This window comes from Shewanella sp. SR43-8 (assembly GCF_014163775.1).
Lineage (GTDB): Bacteria > Pseudomonadota > Gammaproteobacteria > Enterobacterales > Shewanellaceae > Shewanella > Shewanella vesiculosa.
Map to the genome: position 1 here is coordinate 40,077 of NZ_JACJDX010000014.1, position 24,545 is coordinate 64,621.

At 41.0% G+C, this 24,545-nt stretch carries 25 protein-coding genes; 17 read left to right on the plus strand and 8 right to left on the minus strand.

Annotated features, from left to right (window positions below; genetic code table 11):
- Positions 1-99: 99 nt before the first annotated feature.
- From H5114_RS17185 to H5114_RS17220, 8 genes are all read left to right on the plus strand, one after another.
- The gene (locus H5114_RS17185; protein WP_182723592.1) at positions 100-561 is read left to right on the plus strand and encodes a hypothetical protein; all 462 of its coding nucleotides are present in this window, start codon (positions 100-102) and stop codon (positions 559-561) included.
- A gap of 796 nt (positions 562-1,357) precedes the next feature.
- Positions 1,358-1,807, plus strand: a complete 450-nt coding sequence (locus tag H5114_RS17190; protein WP_182723593.1) for a hypothetical protein — start codon at positions 1,358-1,360, stop codon at positions 1,805-1,807.
- A gap of 94 nt (positions 1,808-1,901) precedes the next feature.
- Positions 1,902-2,708 carry an alpha/beta fold hydrolase gene (locus H5114_RS17195; protein WP_182723594.1) on the plus strand — a complete coding sequence of 269 codons (807 nt, stop codon included), beginning with the start codon at positions 1,902-1,904 and terminating at the stop codon, positions 2,706-2,708.
- Positions 2,709-2,789: 81 nt separating this feature from the next.
- Positions 2,790-2,993, plus strand: coding sequence for a hypothetical protein (locus H5114_RS17200; RefSeq protein ID WP_182696808.1), 204 nt, complete (start codon positions 2,790-2,792; stop codon positions 2,991-2,993).
- Between the two features lie 510 nt (positions 2,994-3,503).
- Positions 3,504-5,066: a peptide MFS transporter gene (locus tag H5114_RS17205; RefSeq protein WP_182696809.1), complete on the plus strand. Its 1,563-nt coding sequence runs from the start codon at positions 3,504-3,506 to the stop codon at positions 5,064-5,066.
- Positions 5,067-5,364: 298 nt separating this feature from the next.
- Complete coding sequence (locus H5114_RS17210; RefSeq protein WP_182723595.1) at positions 5,365-5,823, plus strand: nuclear transport factor 2 family protein; 459 nt, start codon at positions 5,365-5,367, stop codon at positions 5,821-5,823.
- A gap of 13 nt (positions 5,824-5,836) precedes the next feature.
- Positions 5,837-6,298: a DUF1499 domain-containing protein gene (locus tag H5114_RS17215; protein WP_182723596.1), complete on the plus strand. Its 462-nt coding sequence runs from the start codon at positions 5,837-5,839 to the stop codon at positions 6,296-6,298.
- A 257-nt stretch (positions 6,299-6,555) separates the two neighbouring features.
- Positions 6,556-6,747: a DUF3185 family protein gene (locus H5114_RS17220; RefSeq protein WP_124015207.1), complete on the plus strand. Its 192-nt coding sequence runs from the start codon at positions 6,556-6,558 to the stop codon at positions 6,745-6,747.
- Between the two features lie 149 nt (positions 6,748-6,896).
- On the opposite strand, the gene H5114_RS17225 is transcribed toward H5114_RS17220, so the two are convergent.
- Positions 6,897-8,660 (minus strand): flotillin family protein, encoded by a 1,764-nt coding sequence (locus tag H5114_RS17225; protein ID WP_182723597.1) that lies wholly within the window; start codon positions 8,658-8,660, stop codon positions 6,897-6,899.
- A 97-nt stretch (positions 8,661-8,757) separates the two neighbouring features.
- The gene (locus H5114_RS17230; protein WP_124015209.1) at positions 8,758-9,399 is read right to left on the minus strand and encodes a YqiJ family protein; all 642 of its coding nucleotides are present in this window, start codon (positions 9,397-9,399) and stop codon (positions 8,758-8,760) included.
- A gap of 369 nt (positions 9,400-9,768) precedes the next feature.
- Between H5114_RS17230 and H5114_RS17235 the strand changes: the two genes are divergently transcribed.
- Both H5114_RS17235 and H5114_RS17240 read left to right on the plus strand, forming a co-directional pair.
- On the plus strand, positions 9,769-10,512 hold the full coding sequence (locus H5114_RS17235; RefSeq protein ID WP_182723598.1) for a sulfite exporter TauE/SafE family protein: 744 nt from the start codon (positions 9,769-9,771) through the stop codon (positions 10,510-10,512).
- Positions 10,513-10,651: 139 nt separating this feature from the next.
- Positions 10,652-11,281 (plus strand): flavin reductase family protein, encoded by a 630-nt coding sequence (locus tag H5114_RS17240; protein WP_182696815.1) that lies wholly within the window; start codon positions 10,652-10,654, stop codon positions 11,279-11,281.
- Positions 11,282-11,514: 233 nt separating this feature from the next.
- On the opposite strand, the gene H5114_RS17245 is transcribed toward H5114_RS17240, so the two are convergent.
- Positions 11,515-12,021 carry a glycine cleavage system protein R gene (locus H5114_RS17245; RefSeq protein ID WP_182696816.1) on the minus strand — a complete coding sequence of 169 codons (507 nt, stop codon included), beginning with the start codon at positions 12,019-12,021 and terminating at the stop codon, positions 11,515-11,517.
- Between the two features lie 638 nt (positions 12,022-12,659).
- On the opposite strand from H5114_RS17245, the gene H5114_RS17250 reads away from it, so the two are divergent.
- Positions 12,660-13,256, plus strand: coding sequence for an acetate uptake transporter (locus H5114_RS17250; protein WP_124015213.1), 597 nt, complete (start codon positions 12,660-12,662; stop codon positions 13,254-13,256).
- 57 nt (positions 13,257-13,313) lie between these two features.
- Here H5114_RS17250 and H5114_RS17255 read toward each other — a convergent pair whose 3' ends face one another.
- Positions 13,314-13,832: a hypothetical protein gene (locus tag H5114_RS17255; RefSeq protein WP_182723599.1), complete on the minus strand. Its 519-nt coding sequence runs from the start codon at positions 13,830-13,832 to the stop codon at positions 13,314-13,316.
- Between the two features lie 4 nt (positions 13,833-13,836).
- Positions 13,837-14,634, minus strand: coding sequence for a helix-turn-helix domain-containing protein (locus H5114_RS17260; protein ID WP_182723600.1), 798 nt, complete (start codon positions 14,632-14,634; stop codon positions 13,837-13,839).
- Between the two features lie 464 nt (positions 14,635-15,098).
- Here H5114_RS17260 and H5114_RS17265 point away from each other — a divergent pair, with 464 nt between their 5' ends.
- Both H5114_RS17265 and H5114_RS17270 read left to right on the plus strand, forming a co-directional pair.
- Positions 15,099-15,920: a cytochrome C gene (locus H5114_RS17265; RefSeq protein ID WP_124015216.1), complete on the plus strand. Its 822-nt coding sequence runs from the start codon at positions 15,099-15,101 to the stop codon at positions 15,918-15,920.
- Positions 15,921-15,930: 10 nt separating this feature from the next.
- Entirely contained in the window at positions 15,931-16,500 is a 570-nt protein-coding gene (locus H5114_RS17270; protein WP_124015217.1) for a hypothetical protein, read from the plus strand.
- Between the two features lie 219 nt (positions 16,501-16,719).
- On the opposite strand, the gene H5114_RS17275 is transcribed toward H5114_RS17270, so the two are convergent.
- Positions 16,720-18,813 carry a prolyl oligopeptidase family protein gene (locus H5114_RS17275; RefSeq protein WP_182723601.1) on the minus strand — a complete coding sequence of 698 codons (2,094 nt, stop codon included), beginning with the start codon at positions 18,811-18,813 and terminating at the stop codon, positions 16,720-16,722.
- Positions 18,814-19,147: 334 nt separating this feature from the next.
- Between H5114_RS17275 and H5114_RS17280 the strand changes: the two genes are divergently transcribed.
- The gene (locus H5114_RS17280; RefSeq protein WP_182696821.1) at positions 19,148-19,426 is read left to right on the plus strand and encodes a peptidylprolyl isomerase; all 279 of its coding nucleotides are present in this window, start codon (positions 19,148-19,150) and stop codon (positions 19,424-19,426) included.
- 132 nt (positions 19,427-19,558) lie between these two features.
- Here the strand turns inward: H5114_RS17280 and H5114_RS17285 are convergent, their stop codons facing one another.
- Complete coding sequence (locus H5114_RS17285) at positions 19,559-20,281, minus strand: arginine N-succinyltransferase (protein ID WP_259395331.1); 723 nt, start codon at positions 20,279-20,281, stop codon at positions 19,559-19,561.
- Positions 20,282-20,650: 369 nt separating this feature from the next.
- Between H5114_RS17285 and H5114_RS17290 the strand changes: the two genes are divergently transcribed.
- A complete protein-coding gene (locus H5114_RS17290; protein ID WP_182723602.1) occupies positions 20,651-22,222 on the plus strand; it encodes a S41 family peptidase in 1,572 nt (523 codons plus the stop codon).
- Positions 22,222-22,608 carry a hypothetical protein gene (locus H5114_RS17295; protein ID WP_182723603.1) on the plus strand — a complete coding sequence of 129 codons (387 nt, stop codon included), beginning with the start codon at positions 22,222-22,224 and terminating at the stop codon, positions 22,606-22,608. The genes H5114_RS17290 and H5114_RS17295 overlap by 1 nt, the downstream gene beginning before the upstream one ends.
- Positions 22,609-22,741: 133 nt before the next feature.
- Here the strand turns inward: H5114_RS17295 and H5114_RS17300 are convergent, their stop codons facing one another.
- The gene (locus tag H5114_RS17300) at positions 22,742-23,479 is read right to left on the minus strand and encodes a hypothetical protein (RefSeq protein ID WP_182723604.1); all 738 of its coding nucleotides are present in this window, start codon (positions 23,477-23,479) and stop codon (positions 22,742-22,744) included.
- 279 nt (positions 23,480-23,758) lie between these two features.
- On the opposite strand from H5114_RS17300, the gene H5114_RS17305 reads away from it, so the two are divergent.
- Complete coding sequence (locus H5114_RS17305) at positions 23,759-24,010, plus strand: DUF2999 family protein (RefSeq protein ID WP_124015225.1); 252 nt, start codon at positions 23,759-23,761, stop codon at positions 24,008-24,010.
- Positions 24,011-24,545: the final 535 nt, after the last annotated feature.

Below are 24,545 nucleotides of genomic sequence, written 5' to 3' on the forward strand. Positions count from 1 at the left end.
GAACTGAGTACATTGAGCATAACTATCACCAAAACAATGAAAACGAATTATGTTAATTGCCAATATATGGCTTGGTTTTATTGGTTGGGAAACTTTAAAATGATATCAATCAAGTATTTTATTATTATTCTGGCCGTAATTAGCTTCTGCGTTTGGCCGAGTAATTATAAGTCTACTTATATAACAAGAGTAAATGCAACAAGCTACGATGTAGAAATACAAGTTAAAGCAAGTGAAATATACGGTATGTACAAAATTGATGTAAAGATAGGAAGTATTCCAAAAAAATTTCATTGTTTAAAATTACATAAAGTAGATCTTGGTATTTATGGTGATAAAGGACCAATTGCTATTACCCCTTTAAATTTGAATTCTGACGGTGATTTATATTATTCTTTTTATTTGAAAAAGGATATTTTGGTAAGAACAAGTATTGGGATAAACTATTCCAATACCTTGAGTGAAAGCCAATGTGAGCAATTGTCTTTGAATGCGTTTATCGTTGAGTTGTCAGCTTGGAAAACAAGCAATTCGGATGTTTTACAATTAGATGAGGAATAACCCATAAAGTATTCAGCTGAAAAGTATATAAAACAATTTTTAAAGGCTCATAATTATTGACTTTTTCACCTTCAGGAATAAAGTCAATCTTAGTTAGCAATTGCAGACTTTGAAGGTATTAATCCGTGCAAATAAATGAATTTAAACGACTATTTTAACTACTCAATTTGAGAGCCTGGGTTCAAATCCCTCCGCCACATTCAACGGGGAAGCCTCATCAGCAATGATGGGGCCTTTTTTGTGATAGAATCAGCTTTTTTGATTACTGCGTAATTACACGAGAATTTTAATGTTTTCAGTTTGTGTTAATTCATTCTATACATAGTTTATGTATTCATTTAACGCTATATGCCGCATTACTAAATGTAATTCTGTGTAATCGTTGAGGCATACATGCTGACTTTATTTATTGAGAAATAGTTACTCGAAGTATTGAGGTACTTTCCTATATAAGCCATTATTTACTGGCTAGATTGCGCTTAACCGAATGAACTGATTTATATACAGGTATAAATAGATTTAGCTTAATTACAATGAAACTACTCATTAGGTAAGCCTAAAGTCGTAATGTAGATTTATTTCGGAAAGTATAATTGATTGATAATATTGCAAATAAATATTATCGCTTGTTTTTCAAACGACATTAACGCACAACCTCGGTTGATTTGGGAATATTGAGAGTATTTTATCACTTTACATCAAAGACATAGAAAATGTAGGATGATATAAATCAATAACTTGAATAGCGGACTTTATCGGGCGAGCCGTTCAATAATCTGTTATGCAAAGTGGGTAAATGACCAAATTTTGGATTAATCATAAAATCGATATTGTCATTTTAGCTGTAATACTTTTAAGTATATCGGTTTGGTTTTTTCATGTCTGGTCAGATGAAAATATCGCAGAAATAGATTTAAGTAATAGCGCTATCTCATGTGAACTAAATGGAAAGTTTAGTACCTATTCAGTTCGATTTTCAAAAAATGGCACAGACTATTTCATGACTAAAAAATACAATTTTTGCGAATTGTACAGAGATGAAATACGTGGTAAATCAATAAAGGGGGAGTACCTTAAAGGTAATAACCTGTTGAAAAAGATTGAGGTCGATGGTGCTAGCTATCATGAGCAGTTAGCACTTAGTGCTTACTTTTCTGGCCTACTATTAGCATCGCTCTGCTGGGTATTTATTCGAACCCCCATAAAGTGGGTTGCACTTAAAATGCATAACAAGACTCTAAATTAAGATTTACCATGTCTGTCATACCATTTGCTGAGCAAATCGCCCGCCAGCACATGGTTCACTTATTAGAAGGGCGTTACTGTTTTGAGGAGCAGATTTGAAATTCATTTCATTAATTGGCATTGCATTATCGTTCTCAATAGCGGCACAACCTAACCTGATTAACGTTAATGAGTTTCAACTTGAATACGAAGTTGCTGGGCAGGGTAAGCATACCGTTTTATTGGAAGCTGGTGGTGGTGCAAGCATGTCTGATTGGGATACTGTTTTCAACCGAATAGCAGAGCATGCAACGGTCATTCGCTATTCTAGAGTTGGTAATGGCAAATCAACAGTTATTAAGCGTCATTTTACGTCGAATGATTATGCAGACTACGCTAGTGAACTTTTAGTTAATTTGAATATTAAACAGCCTGTCATTTTGGTCGCTCATTCATATGGTGGCAGCATCGCAAGAGACTTTGCAACTGCTTATCCAAAACAAGTAAAAGCGCTCTTATTGTTAGATCCGTCCTCTGAACATGATGTTGATATATTGCGGGCCATTGATTTAGAAAAAGCGAACCGAGAAATTGCTCAAATCAAGCTAGATGATGTGGCTAATGGTATGTCAAACCAATATCTCGATTTTTGGAGTAAAAGACCGCTTCCTGATTATCCACAGATCAAAGATATACCCGTAACAGTTATTGCCTCGGTCAGGAAAACAAAGAATCCTGCTAACTTGTTTTTTACCGATGAAGGCAGAAAAATGTGGGGGGAACTGTGGCAAACTTGGGCTGGTGCATTTCCACAGGGGAAAACTGTTCTAACAGAAAAAAGTGGCCATTTTGTTCAGGTGGATGAACCTGAGCTAGTTGTAAATGAGCTTTTAGCCTTGATGCAAAAGCTGGACAAACAATAACAAGTAAAGGCAACTGACGCGCATCGTGCAGCTGCTTTAAGCATTATGTTTTTTGTAGTTTCAATTAAAAAGGAGTTTATTATGGGAGGTATAAGTATTTGGCAAATTTTGATTATTCCTGTTTTTATAATATGGATGTTACCTTGGATACTAGCTTTAGTTTCTAAGAAAGCAAAAGGTGCACAGAAAGTAATTTGGTTTCTAATGTCGTTTTTTATATCCTGGATAGGGTATTTTGTTTATTACTTTGTTGTAATCAAAGAACTCCCAGAAAACAACACATAACAAGAGACTATGGCTCAATAACTATACTATAACTATGATTCAGCTTTAGCATTTCTGACTGAACATCATTTTTTATGGCGACATTAGATAGACAATTTACTCATTCAATACCCCTGCAACCCGCGTATACAGGCGTCTTAGAAATAGGAAACACCTCCCCGATTCGCCGCATTAAAGACGAAGGGCTCATCAGCAATGATGAGCCTTTTTTCATTTGACGAAAGATAGGACTTTTAACCCATGGGTTCCTTTTTATGTAAGCAAGCTATCCCTCCGCCACATTTATCGAGAGAGCTCAGTTGTGAACATTGTTTTTTGGATTGAGTCATTTGAGTCCAGAAGTTTCTATCTATTAAAATTGAACCAACAAAAACCTTAAGATTAACTGAAATTGAAAAGTTGATTTGTAACAAAATCTGTTTTTACCATTATCTACCATTGGTTTGCTTTGGTTATCGCCTTATACTTTTGAGCTCAAATATTAAAACAACAATGTTGGAAGCAAGCGATATGACTATTGGGACTGCTCCGGTAAGTAAAACACATTCATTTATGACTGTGTCCCTTATTGAATTATGGGAACGCTTTGGCTATTACGGCATGCAAGCGCTGATTGTGTACTTTATGGTGCAGCGACTTGGCTTTGATGACTCTCGCGCGAACTTAGTGTGGAGTGCCTGTGCGGCACTCATTTATGTATCACCGGCGATTGGTGGCTGGGTTGGGGATAAGATCCTCGGCACTAAACGCACTATGCTGCTGGGCGCAGGGATTCTGTCTCTGGGTTATGCGCTAATGGCCGTACCCACTGAAAATACGTGGTTTATGTTTTCAGCGCTCGGTGTGATTGTAGTCGGTAATGGCCTGTTCAAACCAAATGCCGGTAACTTAGTTCGTAAGATTTACGAAGGTGATGACTCTAAAATCGACAGTGCATTTACCATCTATTATATGGCGGTAAACGTCGGTTCGACCTTCTCTATGTTACTGACACCTTGGATTAAAGATTACGTTAATGCCGAGTATGGTAACGAATTTGGCTGGCATGCGGCCTTTGCCGTGTGTTGTGTCGGTATTTTGGTAGGTTTAGGCAATTATGCACTCATGCGTAAAAGTTTAGCCCACTTTGGTTCAGAGCCTGATACGCGCCCTGTAAACAAAAAAAGCCTTGCCATCGTATTGGCGCTAGCTGCATTGTCGGTAGTCGCTTCAGCTATTATTCTTGAATATGAAGCGGTTGCCCGTGTCTTCGTTTACGCCGCTGGTGTAGCGGTATTGGCAATCTTCTTTCACTTGATCCGCACCAGCGAAACCAGTGAACGAGCAGGACTGATCGCAGCGCTGATCCTCACAGTGCAAACCGTGTTCTTCTTTATTTTCTATCAGCAAATGTCGACTTCATTAGCGTTGTTTGCCCTGCGTAATGTGGACTGGGATTTCCAATTCTTTGGTACTCATTTATGGACTTGGTCACCAGCCCAGTTCCAAGCATTGAACCCATTATGGATCATGGTGTTAAGCCCTGTACTTGCGTGGAGTTATTCGTGGGCGGGTCGCAATAATAAAGACTTCTCTATCGCAGCGAAATTTGCCCTCGGTTTTGCAGTAGTGGCTATCGGCTTCTTTATCTATGGCTTTGCCGATCAATTTGCTGTCAATGGTAAAACCTCTTCATGGATCATGATCTGGGGCTATGCCTCATATTCTTTAGGTGAATTGCTGGTGAGTGGCCTTGGTCTTGCGATGATTGCCCGCTACGTGCCAGCGCGTATGGGCGGCTTTATGATGGGAGCCTATTTCGTCGCCTCAGGCATTTCACAGTATCTGGGCGGTGTGGTCGCTAACTTCGCCAGTGTGCCGAAAGATTTAGTTGATCCACTGCAAACCTTACCTGTGTATACCAGCCTATTTAATAAACTGGGTATCGCAGCCGTGGTTTGTACCTTTATCGCCCTTGCCGTATTACCGCTGATGCGTCGCCTGACGGAGACTCACAACTCACATAACACAGTTATTGATGATGTTGGTGACAGTGCAGCAGCATCGCTACGTGATGTAAAAGCCGAGCAGTAATGCCGAGCTGACAAAGCTTTATTGAATAAAAATCAACTGCCGATAAGCCATGCTCGTCGGCAGTTTTTTTATGACTTCATTCATCTAAAAAACCTACCGTCATTAAATCAGCCTGTTTCCCCTGTAAATTGTCATAAAAGGCTATCGTTACTTAACCAAAAAGCCGTTATGTTAATGACCTAAGGGTTGGCGGCGATGTTAGCCGGGCAATAATATTAAGCTCAATGTCATGCTGTCCGAACTCAACATTAGTACATATCCTGAGTTCAGGTGACTTACTCTCAAGGAGTCGATAGTAATGAAAAAAATCTACTTAGTGTTATTAGCCTTGGTTTCGATGTCATCGGTTGCAGATGATGGCGGCTTAGCTGACCAAATGAAAGCGCTTGATATAGCGGTGTTTGACTCATTTAATCATTGTGAAAACCCTGAAGAACTGCAGAAACATGCGAGCTACTTTGCCACTGATGTCGAGTTTTATCATGATAATGGCGGAGTAACCTGGGATCGTGACACCATGATCGCCAATACGAAAAATAATGCCTGTGGCCATTACACTCGAAAGCTGGTTGAGGGCTCTTTTAACGTCCACCCGATTAAAGATTTTGGGGCGATTACCGAAGGGGAACATATCTTTTGTCACAATAAAACCAACCAATGCGAAGGTAAAGCTGACTTTGTCATGGTTTGGCGTAAAGTAGACGACAAATGGCAAATAACTCGAGTATTAAGTTACGGTCACCGTGAAAATAAATAAAAGGATATTAATAATGTACAAACAGATTTCAATTATTACACTCAGCATGATGCTGTTAATGGGCTGCTCTGGCACTGTACCGACCTTAGGCATCAATAATAGCCAATTGACCCCCTGCCCTAATTCGCCAAACTGCGTTAATAGCCAACAAACCTCAGCAGATGAAGAGCACGCTATCGCACCGCTGTATTTCAGCGGAACCCAGCAGCAAGCACAAGTGCGCCTGTTACACATACTCAAGACTGCAGAGCGTGCCAATATCGTTGTGGTTGAGGACGATTATATTCGCGTAGAGTTTACCTCGCAGATAATGCGCTTTGTCGATGATGTGGAGTTTTACTTCCCATCAACCGCAGCGGATAAAATAACCATACATGTTAGATCAGCTTCGCGTATTGGCAGTTCTGATTTTGGGGTGAATCGTGAGCGAATAGAAAAAATCAGAGGTGAATTTAATGCCTTTAAACCACAATAAAAATCACCAAAATCATTTATAGAGGTATTGATAAAGCCAGCAATGACTTAGCTTATAGCAGTATTATTTGAACGACAATAAACTCGATACACGCGAGCATTTATCTGCTCATTAACGAAAACTATCTGTAAATGTACCTTTTAAATGTCCATTTTTTCGTTTGCAGCGTCAGTCTTATGGCTAATAATAGAGGCTACTAACATTGGTCTATTCAACTAGGTCCATCAAGGATAACGTCATCAGAGTCTGGAGTAAGAATGAATAATAAAATTATCGGAATTGTGCTTGTCATTGCGGGTATTTTTTTAGCTTTGTGGGGCTACAATATTTATGATTCAGCGAGCTCTCAATTTACTAGGGCATTAAGTGGTGATACACCGATAGAAGCATGGGCAGGAATGGCAGGGGGTATCATTTGCGTGTTAATTGGTATCACAAAGTTAAAGTAAAGCCATTTTACCCGCGTTACTGATTTATGGTTTATCGCGTTGTGATGCTCATCAGTCAGGTAAATAATAAAAAGCGTCTATTGACGCTTTTTATTATTTATAGGGCAAGATAACAACACTCTGTTATGTAAACCCATAGGGTAATCAGCTTATTGGGCTGGATTAACCCCAGGGGTAACTTCATCGACACTAAAGTCTGTTTTGGCCGATTGAATGGCATTAATCGCTTCAGATGTCAGTGTATTATTGCCTGTCAGTAAGTCGTTTAAATTACCTGACTCTGCATTAACTAGCCCCAACTCGCGCAGCATGGCATCGACAACAGGTGCGTTGGCACGATAATTTAATGCCGCGGTTGTCACTTGCTCAGCAATACCACCTTGCGATGGGTTACTCTCACCATTGCCAAACTGATTACCCGTACCATAGCCTTGTAAAATCTTAATGCCTTCGATGTTTTCCAGTGGTTTAACCGCTTGTGCGACAATTTCAGGTAAGGCTTTTAATATCGCTAATGATCTTTGTAAGGCAATTTGTTCGTTGCTCAGTACGTTTTCAGCTTCGTACTGCGCCCGCTTACCTGCCGCTTCTACTGCATAGATTTTCTCATCGGCTGAGGCTTTGAGCATCTTAGCGTCTGCACTGGCACGCGCTTCAATTAAAATGGCACTCGCTCTATCTTCCGCGGCAATTTTTTCTGATTCCGCTCTAACAGTAACACCTACTGCGTCGCGCTCAGCTTCTTTGCGGGCGTCAATAACTTCGATGTCTTTACGACGATTAGCTTCAGCAGTTTGGCGCGCTGTTATCACCGCTTCTTCTTTTTCTACCTTAGTTTTTTCCGCTTCTGCGGCGCGAGCACGGGCAGCAGACTCTTCTTCTGACTTAGCGGCTACGGCAATGCGTTTGTCTTGTTCTGATACTTCGATATCGCGTTGCTGCTGAATGCGTGACTGTTCAATAGACTTATATTTTTCAATTTCACGGGTTTCGATGTCTTTGGTTTTTTCAATTTCAGCGGTTTCAATTGCGCGCTCTTTAGCAATTTCGGCTTCACGCTCTTCGCGGGCTTTGTTTTCTTTTTGTTTAATGATTTCAGCTTTTTGATCGGCACGTTTAAATTCAAGTGACTGTTGCTGCGCGAGGCGTGCTTCTTCTTCCGACTTTTCAATCTCTAACGATTCTTTTTCTGCTTCAAGATTACGCTGTTCAATTTTGATGCGGTTTTCTTGTTGAATATCGTTGGTTTCTTTACGTTTTTCTTCAATGATTTTAGCTAGACGTGCCCGACCTTCGGCATCAAAAGCATTATTTTCATTAAAGAATTGCAAGTCAGTTTGATCAAAACCCGTCAGTGAAACAGATTCGAGTTCTAAACCGTTTTTCTCAAGATCGTTGGCGACATTATTCTGCACTCGCTGAACAAAGTCAGCGCGCTGCTCGTGCATTTCGGTCATGGTCATTTCAGCTGCCACGGTACGTAATACGTCGACAAACTTTGATTCCATTAATTTTTTGAGTTCTTCAACACGATTAGTACGAGTGCCTAAGGTTTGTGCCGCCATAGAAATCCCTTCGGCATTCGGCGCAACTCGTAAATAAAAGTCGGCTTTTACATCCACACGCATTCTGTCTTTGGTGATCAAGGCATCTTTCTGGTTTTTTTCGACTTCAATACGCAGAGTATTCATGTTGACCGAAATCGTTTCGTGCAGCACTGGCAGTACAATTGCGCCACCATCTTTAATGATTTTCTCACCGCCAAAGCCTGTACGCACAAATGCCATTTCTTTGCTGGCGCGTTTATACAGTTTGGCAAAAATAAGCCCTATTACAATCAAACCTAATATAACTAGGCCTGCAATTAATAAGATAAAGCTGCTTCCAGAATCAAAGCTTGTTAAGGTTTCCATTTAATGTCCTTTTAAATACAACAGAGTAATTCGATCATGTCAGCACAATGCAATGGCATGACCGTTTGAAAATATAGAGTGATTATTATTAAGTTAACTAAATTTGTGCAGCCGTCCACACCTTGCCTTTGCGAGCTAACAGTACAACTTCCGCGCCTCGGACAAATTCAATACCTAGGCGTTCTGGCTCAACTAATACATAGTGTTTTTGTTGAAATTCGTCACGTGCCACCGCCTCTGTAGGCATGCCTTTAACTGCACGCCCCTGAGTAATGGTAGCGACGCAACCGACAAGAGAGTCAACAGAAATCGCCGAGGTTTCATTTTTAGGAAGAATATTAGCAACAGCATTGCCGAGGAAATGACTAGAAATAAGCGTAATAATAAACGCGATAGGTACAGTGATAAGTTGCGGCAGTAGTGCTGCTGAGATTTGTAGGCTAGTAAAGTTAATTACATAGCCTGCAATCGCAAAGCTACTTAATATCAACACCAGCCAAATAAGCAGCGGTAAACGATCAAGGCACAACCAGCCCAATAAACCTGTCATGCCGGTGATAGACGTTTCAGCATCCATATCGACATCAGTATCAATATCGACTGATAACGAGTTGTCTAACGCGCTAAAAATGCTTAAACCAGCAATCATTGCGATAAGCTCAAACGTGCCCAACATGATCACTATTACCAGTGCAATTGAAAAAGGCACATTTCCATGAGCGCTCAAAAATGCCAGCATTGTTCCTCCATTAACGATGTGAATTCCATTTATTCGTAAATTATCACGTTATTTTGCAATAGGATATCAGGCAATAACGCTTTTCAACATAAAACTAAAATTAACCAACATTATTGTCTCACATCATAATAAATTAATTGCACCCACAAGGGTAAATAGATAATTATTGATCAGTACAATATCGTCCTAGGGTAACTATTCGCTCAATTAGATCATCGCGCATTTCTCCTAAGTTGAGATTAAATATGCTATTCACCAGCTGAGCATATACCATTAGGCAGTGATATTATCTTTCCCTAATAATCCAAATTGCCAATTCTAACTATCTACTATTAATTGCCAATAATCATGATTGGCGCAGGAGTGTCGGTGTTAACAGATCCATTATTTTGGTTAGTGGCTATTCCAGCAGTATTAATCACAGGTATGTCAAAATCAGGTTTTGCTGGTGGTGCTGGCGGGTTAACTGTGCCGTTATTAGCATTAGCGATTAGCCCCGCAACCGCTGCGGCAGTGATGCTACCCTTGCTCGTTTATATGGACTTTTTAAGTGTACGCTCGTGGTGGGGGAAACAAAATACAGCACAATTGTGGATTTTATTGCCTGCTGCTATCGTCGGTATTGTGGTGGCTTATCTATTATTTGATCAACTTAATGAACAATACTTACGCGGTATACTTGGCGTGATTTCATTAGGGTTTGGCATCTACGGCCTCACATTAGGTGAATGGTCACAACGAAAACCATCCGCGCTAATGGGTAGAATGTGCGGCACCATTGCAGGCTTTACCAGCTTTGTTGCCCATGCGGGAGGACCACCATTAAATGCCTATCTGATCCCACTGCGTTTAGCTAAAACAGAATACTTGGGAACTGCCGTAGTGTTTTTTGCGGTGATAAATTTAGTTAAGTTAATTCCCTATAGTATGTTGGGGCAAATTAACCTGAGCAATTTATTAATCTCGGCATCGTTAGCGCCTATCGCTTGGATTGGCGTAAAATTGGGACTACGCATCCAGGATAAATTTGACGAAAAACAGTTTAAAAAAATCATTCTTAGCTTAATGATCATCGTTGGTTTGCGATTACTATGGACGGCATTTAACCCGTGATAGTAAAGATCACCATTAGGCTAATAAAGTCATCATATGGATCTGATAGTATGAATTTAATGGGGCTGATTTACTGATATTATTGCCACTAACCTACTTGATACCATCAGACACGTTTAACAATAAAACAAGGTAAGATATGAGTACTGATAACCGCTACTTTTATGAACCAAGCAAAGGCCATGGTCTGCCACATAATCCGCTCAATGCCATTATAGGCCCGCGACCAATAGGGTGGATTTCTTCTCGTAATGCTCAGGGCCAACGCAACCTTGCACCTTATAGCTTCTTTAACTGTTTTAACTATGATCCGCCAATTATCGGTTTTGCCAGTGTCGGCTGGAAAGACAGCGTGGCTAATATCGTTGAAACTGGCGAATTTGTGTGGAACCTCACTACCCGTAACCTAGCAGTACAAATGAATCAAACATCTGCCGCACTTCCTCATGGTACTGATGAATTTGAATTTGCCGGATTAACGCCAATAGCAGGTAATATTGTTAAGGCCGATCTTATTGCACAAAGTCCTGTTAGCTTCGAATGTAAACTGTCGCAATGCATCCAACTAACGGCAGCAAATGGTGACAAAATTGATAGCTGGTTAGTGCTCGGAGAGGTTGTGGCAGTACACATTGACAAGCATTTACTCAGCGCTGAAGGTATCTACCAAACCGCATTAGCGGATCCGGTATTTAGAGCCGGCGGCCCATCGGCTTATTATGGTATTGCTGAAGAATTACGCTTTGATTTGCACCGTCCGACGGTGTAATTGCCGCAGAGTCTCATCAACCAGGTTGTCATTGGCAGCCTAGCTGATGGCGACACAGCCAATAAAATCGTCAATGCCGTCAATAAAGCATCACTGCCTTAACCCAAGGCCAAAGCAGTGATTAAAGCCAAGTACGGTTCAAAAAGCTACCGTCTTTCTCGCTATATGTTTATTTTCAATATGATGGTTTACACCTTGAGCTAAATCCATAGTGGACGTTAGTTCAAGGTATTTTAGTCTTCTATGCCGATGCGAATATTGTCGCTTAAGGTTTCAAGTTGAGAGACTAACAACGCGATGGTTACATTCTCAGGTAATCTTAACGTCATCTTGGCACTATATACCGTTTTGCCTAAACTGGTTACTTGTACACGGTAGCATTCTTGGTGATCAACACTGACATCGAGATCCGCTAAAATTTCATTAATATCATGAGTTAACCCTGAACGATCACTGCAATCTAAAGTGAGCTTACACTCTTGAGAAAAATGTATCGATTCACTTTCAAATTCAGCATAGACAAAGGTTAGTTGGCTAAACTTCTGCTCTAATGTTTGTTTTAATAGCGTTTCTTTATCTGCATCTATCATCACCCGCATCATTGCAACAAATTGCCCATCGAGTTTAATGACTTTACTGGTCTCCCAACTTGCGCCAATTTCACGGCTTACCTGAGCAAGTGATTGCAAAAGATTGGGCTGTAAAGTCCCTAAGACCGTCGTAATAAACTTATGCTGCATATAACCTCCGATGATAAATAAACCAAAATAATGTTGGCCTATTTGATGTAGTTTTAGTTAACACCTCACCACAGACTAACTAGCAGTAGAAATTTAGTCTGTGGTCTGGGGCACAAATCACACGTTTGGTACAAAATAGGTCATAGATACTGACTTTAGCGCATTTATCCCATTCGTTAATTCGAGCAGAGGTTAACGATTAATTTGCAGTAAATATTGTTTTTGCAAGCCGCTACAAACTTAATCAGTTAGTGTTGCTTACGTCACAAATTAGCCTGCTGCAGTAACGACTTCATTAGGTGATTTGACAACAGTTTAGCCTTATATTTGAGGCCCATCACAGCAATAGCAACGACTTGAATAATATCACACCAGTTGAAGGTGTTTTCTGTATCTAATTGAATTTAAATAATTTATTACTCACATATTAATATACTTAACACACTTGTCGCACGAGGCAATACTAAGTTATTGTTTTTAAATAATAATATCTATCTTACTACTAACATCATGGCTCCCTTGTCACTTATTGCTACCCGCTGAAGCTTTCTCTAAAATGCGCGCCTTGCCCAATCGGGGTACAAATTAATCTCTAGCGACGTTATTTGGTCGTTATATTTTTCCATTAAGGAAACATCATGGTTACAAAATTAGCGAATCCTGCACCATTAGGATTAATGGGCTTTGGCATGACCACCATACTGCTCAACATTCATAATGCTGGCTATTTCCCCATTGACTCGATGATCCTCGCAATGGGGATCTTTTACGGGGGCATTGGCCAAGTGATTGTCGGCATAATGTGCTTTATGCGGGGCGATACCTTTGGTACTACGGCATTTACCTCATACGGCTTATTTTGGTTAACCTTAGTGGGGATTATTTTAATGCCTAATATGGGTGTAGCGGCCAGTCCAGCACACTTTATGGGCTGGTATTTAACCCTGTGGGGCACATTTACAGCCTTTATGTTTGTGGGTTCGTTACGCTACCCTCGAGCAAAACAAGTAATATTTGGCTCATTAACCATATTGTTTTTCTTACTGGCTGCGCGCGATTTTACTGATAATGCATTGCTTGGCACTATTGCCGGATTTGAAGGTATTTTCTGTGGTGCAAGCGCTATTTACTTTGCGATGGCGCAAGTGTTGAATGCCGAATACGGGCGTACTATTTTGCCCGTTGGTGAGTTAACGCACACCCCAAAAGTAAGGTTAAATTCGATAAAAGTATAAAAAATACAACACCTAATCTAACAGGCCGATACTAAGTCTCGGCCTGTTAGATTAGCTTTAATTGACTAAACGACACCCACATACGGTATTACTAGGCTGAAACAATACCACTACATAGTCTTTTGCCTCATCACGTTCTAGCACCTGAATAGTTAATGAATGCATACCGTTCTTATTTAAATTAATGCCACTAACATACGACAGATACTCATAATGCTCTGGTTTATAAACATTTTTACTGCCTAAATACTCTTGTTTTGTGGTCACTAAAATATCGTATATTTGCCTTTGAGTATCAATTCGGTTCACTTTTCCAGTCATCGCTAACGTTCCAGCTGAATTACCGGACAAATCGAAATAACGATAGTTAATTTGCGCCAAGCCATCTTTAGAGACCAAATCAACTAATAAGTAATGATTATGGTCTGCCTCGCCAGCTTGATGATTAAACAGTTCGGAACTGCAACTCAGCATAAAGTTTGGCGCCTTAGATGTGAGCGAGTAAATAGTCCCAATACAAGCCAGTAAACACAGCAAAATAACACTGTTGATGAGCCATAACCCTTTTCTTGCCATTATGCTAACGCCTCCAAGATTGATGCGAAGAGGCGATCTGGACTGGTGACGAATCACAAATACTCACCTGTTTAAGCCACTCTGGATTGATAAAACGCTTGGGTTGGCGCAAATCGCTAATTTTGATGTTACGAATAATCGACTGGCCAAAATAGTCGCCTCTGAAGGTAATGTTCAGCACCTGCTTATCGTGAGATAAAGATAGAAAGACTGTATTCCATACTGTCTCATGACAATGTAATAGACTCTGAGTGAGCAGCTGCCCTTGAGCAATCAACAACTCATTATTGGTGTTTGAGGGCGAATATAAAATCATTTCAACTTGCTGACCAGAATCCAAGGTTACCGTGTCGATACTCAGTGGCATAGTCGGACTGATTGAGGGCCCAAGCCGATTAAACCACCATAGACTAAGCAGCAATACGCTAAAAAGGCTTATGACCACCAGCAATACTGGTAAAGATTTGATGGTAAAACGTCTTCGTTGGTAACGGGTTTCTTTGCGGGCACGGTGATGTCTGAGCAAATAACCTTGGCCTTTTACTGTCTCAATAAGTGTTTCATGTTGCGGCCCAAGAAATGAGCGCAATGTAAAAATAGCTCTGGCAACAGACGCTGAACTAAGATGTGAACCGTCTTTATGGCCAGACTCTAATATAGGTTTAGCAACGACTTTGCCTTGATACTCGACTAATAATCTCAGTACATGTAACTCTGCTCTGGGAAGAGACCACACCAGACCACTTTCCTGATTGATCAGCTCACCTTTATCGCTATCAAACCTGCAATGGCCCAATTGCATACCAACTGCCTCAATACTTCACATAATGGCTAAAGTGTATGCAGAAAATCTTATAAAATCTGTGATCCTGCTATCTTCACGCTTTAATTCCTTATTCTTTGTAATTAATAGTGGTCAAGATTGATGTAATTGCGATATTTGTCACATCATTTCATACAGTTAATTTCAATAAATACTCAGATAAATGTACGTAAATCCTATAAATGATCAGACTTCTGTCACAAAAGACGGCTTTTTTTTGTGGCGAGTTAGTCTTCAAAGTTCAAGTTTATTCACTCAATTGAACATTATTTTAAAAGCCGTTTTATCTGGCATAAATCACACCTTTAATCGCCCCATTGCTTATCGTTAGGCCATCAAGTTGCTGTCGATATTCCGACCAGCAAAAATATGACAACAAGCCTAAGCCATATGAAGTCATAGCGCTTAAACACAACAATAATGATGATATAAGGGTGATCAAAATGAGCATAAATCGACGTCAAGCATTAACAAAAATAATTGGATTAAGCACCGCCGCAGCCGGGGCAACCCTCTTAGGTACATCAGCATTTGCTGCTACAGATGCAGATGGAAACTACCGTTTAGCGTTAGGAGAAAAACTCAAATATGCACCGTTAGATGCCATGGCTACTGCCAAGCTAGCCTATGAAACTGGCGGCGGTTGTATGCACCAAGTCTTTCACGCCATTGTGACTATGCTCGCGGTATCGGCCAGTATTGATGCTGACAAGTTTGCGACTATCCCAACAGCATTAGCCGGCTACGGCTGGGCTGGCGTGGTAGGCCAAGGTACTCTTTGCGGTAACTTAAATGCAGCAGGCATGCTGATCAACATTCTTGATGATATTAATGGCCAAAACAACGCGATTATTGGGGCTTCATTCCGTTACTATGAAACCAACGATTTGCCTTTATCTTCAGCTGAGTTCATTGCAGGGATAGGCTCCACAGCCGAAAAATCATTAGAAGTGGGGGCAACATCTATTGCTAACAGCCCATTGTGCCATTCATCCATTAGTAATTGGTCTGCGGCATCAGGAAAGCCTTTCGCATTAAAAGGTGAACGCTGTAAACGCCTATCTGCCACTATGGCTTATTACATTGTCGATCTATTGAATCGAGCTCATGGCGGCGAGGATATTTCGGTATTAGCAGAAGCGAAACCATCGGCGACAACCCAAGCATGTCAATCATGCCATGGTGTCACCGAAACGATGGGCTCTGCTGCCAGTGTGAAAAGCGACATGGAATGCACGACCTGCCATACCGGACATTACAATTAAGGAGCGCATGATGAATGTTAAATATCTTAGCGCCATATTAGCCAGTTCATTGCTAATCTTTGGCTGTAATAGTGACAATGATGACGATGTCGCGGTTATTGATCCCCCTGTGGTTGTTGTACCGCCAGTGGTGACGCCGCCAGTAGTTGTTGTACCACCAGTTCTTGATGGCATTAGTATTGATGATGCAAGCAGCGTAGTTGTTACCCTGGATACATTTAATGCTACCACTGGCTCGCTATTATTCACGGTCGCCAATAATGACGGCGAAGCCCTCATTGATGTAGCCAATTACGATATCGTCTATTTTGGCTTTCCTGATCCAGCATCGCTATCGATAAAACCTAAGGCTTGGAAACGTTGGCATGTCACTCAAAGCTATCAATGCGATGGTGCAGGGAGTGATAGTTGTAGCGGAACATTAGAAGCAACCGATACTGCGGGTAAATATACTTTTAATGTCAGTGACCTCGACTTACAAAGTAAAGCATCGGCCAATGCCGCAATGATTTATAAGGTTGCGATTCAAATTAAGGGCTCGCTTGCCAGTAATGCAATTGAATTGATAAGTGCAGATTAAGTCATCGTCATTTAGCCTCCCCCTAGCTAATGGCGAGAATAGCACCCTTGCAATTAGCTTCAGGCTATTTTGCCGCAGCACTACACTGCGGCTCTTTTTATCATAAAAGAGTACGACTGAGACATGCGGAGTTTCGAGCCGAGTCATATCAATGTCAGACACAAAAAAAGGGTTTCAGCACTGCTGAAACCCTTTTTACTCATCACAGAGCGACTATATTTAACGAAGTTGCTGCATTAAGTAAGCGTAAACCATTGAGCTTAACTGAGCGGCTTGGGTATTGTCGGCCGCGCCAGCATGGCCGCCTTCAATATTTTCGTAGTACAACACATCTATGCCCATATCTTCCATTTTTGCGACCATTTTACGCGCATGTCCAGGATGAACCCGATCGTCGCGTGTTGAGGTGGTAAAAAACACTTTAGGGTATTTAACCCCTTGTTTTAAATTATGATATGGAGAATAGGTTTTAATGTATGCCCACTCTTCAGGAATATCAGGATTACCGTATTCGCCCATCCAACTAGCACCGGCCAGTAATTTGTTATAACGCTTCATGTCTAATAACGGCACTTGGCACACGACTGCGTTATAGAGCTCAGGACGACGGGTAAAGGCTGCTCCCATTAACAAACCACCATTACTGCCACCTTGAATACCAAGATGTTTGCTTGAAGTAATCTTGCGAGCAATTAAGTCTTCGGCAATGGCTTCAAAATCTTCATACGCTTTATGACGATTTTGCTTCAATGCTGCTTGGTGCCAAGCAGGACCATATTCACCACCACCACGAATGTTAGCCAGTACATAAACACCGCCCTGCTCTAACCAGTTTTTACCAATAGTGGCCGAATAGGCTGGCAAACGCGACACTTCAAAACCGCCATAACCGTAAAGTAATGTAGGGTTACTGCTATCGAGTTTGATGTCTTTAGCCATCACCACAAAATAAGGTATATTAGTGCCGTCTTTTGACTTAACAAAGTACTGCTGGGTGACAAATTTATCAGCGTCAAATTGTTGCGGCATGGCTTTAATTTTATCGGCTTTTAAGCTCGCGCCATTTAAGCGATATAAACTAGCGGGTTCTAAAAAGCTAGTGTAATTAACAAAAAAGTCATCACTATCGCGTTCTACATCAAACACACTTAAGGTGCCATTGGCTTCAAATGGCACCGGCTTGCTTTGCCACTCACCTTTATCGTTTTGCATGTATCGGACGAGTTTACTTTTTACATCATCCAGCCAAGTCACAAAAATAGCATTCTGACTAAATGCTACTTGTGAAATTGAAGCGTGCGCAGTTGGCGATACCAGTTCACTAAACTCAGGTTTTTGCGCAATGAGCTTATCAACTGCTGTATAAACAATGGCACCTTGTTTGAACGTACCCTTTGAGGTGACTAAATCGCTTTTTAGCTCAATATATAGCTGACCTTTAAAGTAACCTTTCAAATCGGCATCTTCAGGAATAGGCAGCGACACTAACTGACTATCTTGATAGACATAATGTTTAGCTGTGTAGAAGGTTAAGCTTTCTGTGACGATATTGAGTGGGGTTTTATCATCGAACATCACATAACCCGACACGGCTACTGACTTTTTATCCCCTCTAAAGACCAGTTTAGCGGCAGATAAAGGAGTGCCGCGCTTCCACAATTTAACCACACTTGGGTAACCAGAGTCGGTCATGCTTTGCGCATCGCCAAAATCAGTACCAACCAACACAGTGTCTTTATCAATCCAGCTTAGCATCGACTTTGCTTCGGTCAACAAAAATGGCTTTTGAGCACTATCGACAAAGGCTTTCGTTGTTAAATCAAATTCGCGCACTTCAGCAGCGTCAGCACCACCACGAGATAATGAAACAAAACAGCGCTCGTTCTGTGGATATTGGCATTCAATGCCTTTGAAAACCCAATTAACGTCCTCAGCTTTACCCAAGGCATCGATATCGAGCACGGTTTCCCACTTAGGTTCGGCTTTAGCATATTCTGCTAACGTAGTTCGCCGATAAATGCCACGCTCGTGGGTTTCATCTTTCCAAAAGTTATACAAATAATCGCCAATACGAGTTGCATAAGGAATGCGGGCTTTATCGTTTAAAATATCTAAGCTGTTGGCGACTAATTTATCAAAACCTGGATAAGCCTTAATATGAGTAGCAGATAAGCTATTTTGTTGCTTAACCCATTCCATTGGCTTAGCGCCTTCAACATCTTCTAACCAAATATATTTATCTTCTTCTGCATGAACAGGTATTGCCATAGTTATCGCACTCGCTATACATAAGGGTATGATTCGCTTAAGCATTAAAATTTCCTTTTTGTTATGTGCTCGTCGTTTTTTACCAACTGATCAATACTGTAATCCATGTAATACTCAATTAGCTAATTTTCTGGCCACTCAGCGTCAGTTCAACGTGTTGTAGCGATATAACATAATGAAAGACATCATCATTAGCATCATTAATATCAGTAAATTACAGTAATAAAGCCTCAAGATTTAGGCATTAACAGGTCCAAACCTTACAGTATTTGCCTATATTGGGATTGAATAGATCCATTAGTGCAAGGATCTACTGCCAATTTAGCTAATGAAACAGGTATAATAATCTGCTAATCACAGAGAAACTAAGACCGATATCATGGCCAAAACTGCAGCAGCATTACATATATTAGTGAAACACCAAACCCAAGCTGAAGACATCATCAAGCAGCTCAATAAAGGCGCCAAGTTTGATGTGCTAGCCAAAAAACATTCTAGCTGCCCATCAGCCAAAAATGGTGGCAACTTAGGTGAGTTCAAAAAAGGTCAAATGGTGCCCCCTTTTGATAAAGTCTGTTTCAATGGCGAGCTAATAACACCGCACCTAGTCAAAACAAAGTTTGGTTGGCATGTGGTAAAAGTACTATACAGAACATAATGTTAGCTGTGATAAGTATTCGCGTCACTCAACATGAGTGGGCTGAAAAAACGGTCAATAAACAATGAGCTTGATATTCAGGCTCACTGCTAACACCATACTTATAACATTGCTTTCAAACCGATATAGCATTTACTTTCGCAGTTTGATCGACAGTTCGCCATCACGAATCTGAATATTATCCACACCATCGGCAAAGGTATTCCAAAAACCACGGTCGCCAAACTCACTCACTAGATTGACGTTTTTCATGTTACCCAACCATGCATTGGGAATAGGCACACCCATTAAGCTCACGCCAACTAAAGCAACTACTGGGCGACCATTGGTATCTAAATGAATGTCCAACCCAGTATTAACCCGTAAGATTTCTCCAGCTATCAGTGGAAAGTCCTTAGGAATTGAAATCAGCAAGGTTGCACTGGCCAAATTGTCTGAAAAATCTATCGCAACCCGCTGCGCAAAATCAGGATTACGGCCAATCATTGAATTAACTTCTTTTTCGCTAAAAGTCACCTGGCGGTCGGCATCAAATTCGCGATATGCCTGCGGGGTTAGCTCTGCGTTGTTATGACCACGATTACTTGATTCGCGTGAATTAGGTGATTGGCTCACTTGGCGACTAGGTTCAACTTGCCAACCAAGCTGGGTCAGTTTTTGATCCAGCTTTTGCTCTTCTTGGGCATTTAACGTTACAGGCGTTAATGGCGACGGAAAAATATAAGTGCGAATAATAAAAAACGTTAATCCAATTGTGACCAGCATAGTCACTAAAATAATTAACAGTAGTTTGATGCCAGATGCGCCATGTTGTCGCTGGCGGGGTACAGATAAATGCATAAGTGAAGTTAGCATTGACCCGCCTTTTTTACTTTATATTTGTCGAACATAGTAATGATATCTCTGATTAGGGCCGTTGAACTTTCAAAATGAAGTTGGCAGCCGCTTGTGGCAATTTTATACAAAAAGGACCTTGTGACATCTAGTATATCTACATAAGTAGGCAATAAAACAGTAGCAAGGAACCACAAACACAGTACTAAGGTTGAACTGAACATTACAACCAGTAGCCGCGTATAGAAATATCATTACACTTCAAATAGCATGGTTTATCAATCTTAGTATTGCTCAAGAAACCGAGTTACAAATTAGGTCAATTGTAATAAAGTTGTCAATTGTAAGATTAAACATTAACCACGATATTTGAGTATATAAAGGATTATTATGCAGTTACTCTCAAGCAACACTCTCGCCCCATTCATTATCAGCGCCAGCCTGTTACTAACAGCCTGTGGCGGTGGCGGCTCATCAAGCGGCGATAACAATAGCAATACTGGCTCAACGTCACCTCAATGGGTTGCTGGTCAATTTGCTAACTACTCGACATTAGCCAATCAGTGCAGTGTCCCCTTGACACAAAAATTGTGGTTGCGGTCGTGGAGCGATGACACTTACCTTTGGTATGACGAAATTATTGATCGCGATCCGGCACCATATAGCGTTGCCGAGTATTTTGAACTACTAAAAACCGACGAATTGTCAGACACAGGCAACCTCAAAGATAACTTCCACTTTTCTATGCCGACAGCAGAATGGGAATTACTCAATGGGTCCGGGGCCTCTGTGGGTTATGGCATGACGCTAAATTTACGTAATGCATCGGCAGGTGTGTCACGACAAGTGACTGTGGCCTTCAACGAGCCAAACACGCCGGCAAGCAATGCAGGTATTAGCCGTGGTGCCATTATTGTATCGGTGGACGGTGTCAGCGTAGCAAATGCCAATGATAGCGACAGTATCGATACTTTAAATGCAGGTTTATTTCCCGACGCCACTGGTAAACAAACGGTGTTTACCGTGCGAGATTTAAATGCCCAAACCGACCGCACAGTGACATTATCGGCAGGCACAATCGTATCAACGCCAGTGCAAAATACTAAAACCATTCAAACGACTAATGGCAAAGTGGGTTATCTACAATTTAACTCTCACATCGCGACGGCCGAAAAAGGCTTATACGATGCCATGACGTTACTGAGCAACGCACAAGTAGACGATTTAGTATTGGATATTCGCTATAACGGCGGTGGATTATTAGCACTTGCCAGCCAACTGGGCTACATGATTGCGGGTGATAACGCCACAACTAACCGGGTGTTTGAACAAACTAGCTTTAACAACAAGTACCCCAACATTAACCCAGTAACGCGTGAAGCACTCTCGCCGATGTCGTTTATTTCAGAATCAATCGGCTTTAACACTTCATTACTGCGCAGTGGATTATCGCTGCCCACGCTAAACCTTAAGCGAGTATTTGTATTAACAACCCCTGGCACCTGTTCTGCCAGCGAAGCCTTAATGAATGCCCTTCGCGGCATTAATATTGAGGTAATTCAATTGGGTGATACAACCTGCGGTAAGCCTTATGGCTTTTACCCAACCAGTAACTGTGCCACAACCTACTTTACCATTCAGTTTAAAGGGGTTAATGACAAAGGCTTTGGTGAATATTCTGACGGATTTATACCATCAGCCAATCCTACCCTAGACAGTGAAGTGCCAGGTTGTGTTCTAGAAGATGACCTTGGACATGCTTTAGGTGATACCAACGAAAGACTTCTCAGTGCAGCATTGTTTTATCGTAATAATAACCGCTGCCCAGCGACGGCTTCAGCTTTAGCGCGCGCACCAGCACGAGAATCCTTTGTCGATCCAGGCTTTATGTTGCAAGACACGCGCAACCAAAATGTACTGAAAAACAACCGTATTCTCACGCCATTGGCTTTGGAGCAATAATGCAAAAGCAATTCATTGGTATTCTGGCAGTATTGGCAGTGAGCGGCTGTGGGGCGACAGCAAAAGAGGCGCCATTAACGTTACAAGCGGCAATGCTGACAAACCCTAGCAGCCAAACCCACGCTGAATTACAACAAGCGATAGCAAGCTTACTGGACGCCAGCAATGTATTAATAGCCGATAACGCTTTTACTCAATACAGCCAAGAAGTGATTGAGCGTGCTCAGCATAAAGATGCTAACGGCTTATTGATCATGGGGCGCAGCACTGAAATTCCGGACGCAGTGCAACTGTTAAAACAAGGCGATAATTGCCTATTACGTCATGTACAAACCGGCAAGACGGTCACATTATCGCAAGTACGTTGTCAGGTCGAAAACGAATAGCGATTAGGCAATAGTTACTTTCGTCAATATGCTTAATCCAAAAAGCCAGAACACATCTACATATGTGTTCTGGCTTTTTTTTTGGGACTATCGACTCTAGCTAATAACATGCAGCCTATCGATCATGCCGCAGTTAACTCATCAAGCTGTAAAGCCAATACCCGCCTTTTATCATGATGGCTAAGCTAGCCCCCATCATAAATAGATAACTAAATATAAAAGTCACCGAACCACTTGAAGGACCGGTATCATCCAAGCGAATAATGGCGACACTCATATAAAATAAGATAAAAAAGTTTATCACTATGCTCAAGATAAAATAGTCACCCACCATAGGTAACACGCCACCAACAACACTGCTGATAAACAACAACAAACTACTGAGATTATCCTTTGTGAAATATTTTTTCTCTATAATACGGACAAAAAACACCCCCAGCATAATCAAGAAGTAATACAGTGAACTGGTTAATGCTGAATAACCCCCTTGAGTGATATCTGTCAGCGCTATTGTATCGTCAACCTCAGTACTGCTTGAGTCGGGGAAGAAACATGCAATCCAATGACCTATACCAAATATAATCAACCAAGCAAGCATAAATGAAACCAGCCCGCCGTAATCAATCGGATGACTGGCTTTACGATCCACTATCATTGCCAATAACAAACCGAGCAATGCCACGCCAACCAGCAAACCGAGTGCATACCAATATTGGTCTAAATAAAAGAAGGCAAAACTAGGAGAAATTACCAAAAAAGATTGATTAAACTCATTATCTTTGGTGGTTACGCCAGTATTTTTATAAAAGGCATAATATACAACAAGGGGTTGGAGCAGCACTAACACAGTGCAGAGGGTTTCAATATCCATATCAACGTCCGTAACAAATCCATATAAAAAGTAGTCTTAAATCAGCAAAGCAACACGCTAAAACGAGAACAGTATAAACACCGGAGTAGTAAACTCAATCATTTATCGAATGATGTAACGTATAAACGACACTCAGTTCAATCTTGCTAAGAGACTAACCAAAGTCAAAACCTGCTGAATCATTTTGTCAGTACGATTGTGCAATCGCTATCTTGCCCTCTACAGACTAAATCATGATAAAATCACATCTTACTCAATTAACATTTACAAGGTAACGCAATGAATCCTATTATTGCCATCTTCAAAGAACACAATATCAGTGACGTACAAATTAATGAGCTGTTCCAGACGTTAACTGAAAACCCATTTGCAGCAATGGCAACTATTGGTCAATTAGGCATTCCTGCGGAAAAGCTACAACAGCTGATGGGCATGGTGATGCAAAACCCTGCTTTAATCAAAGAAGCAGTTGTAGAACTTGGCTTAGATTTTTCTAAAGTTGAAGCGGCAAAAGCACAGCTACAACCATAAGCGCTAAGCTATTACAAAACGCATAAACAAAAACGGCCAGTATCTTAAGATGCTGGCCGTTTTTTGCTTTCATCGGTTTGTTACTAACGCGCTGCATAAACAGTTTGAATTGTCTTTTTATTTCAGAGTTCGAGAAATCGTAACTATTAAGTTCTTTTTCTATCGCTCTATAAGTTGGTGGGCTTCTATTAACTGCGGAAGAGAATTAGTTCAGCAGCAGATTCATATTGCCGTTTAACGAAACCCGACTTAACTTACTACCTTGCTCTGTGGAGTTGATTAATTATTGGAGCTTAGGAACGAGCGATTCCTTAGTTATACTTTCCAAACTATTCATTGTGATAGAGTGAATAAACCGCATTTTTATAATATCGAGAGTAGTGTTGGACCACACCGTCAACTTAACCTTAAACAACACCTTAGTTATTAAATAATCCCCCTATATGGAGGATTATTTACGGTATCACCAGTCACTATGTTTATCGCCTGTGATTCAAGCTTAAAAAATCGCTTAAAATAGATCGACTATTGACCA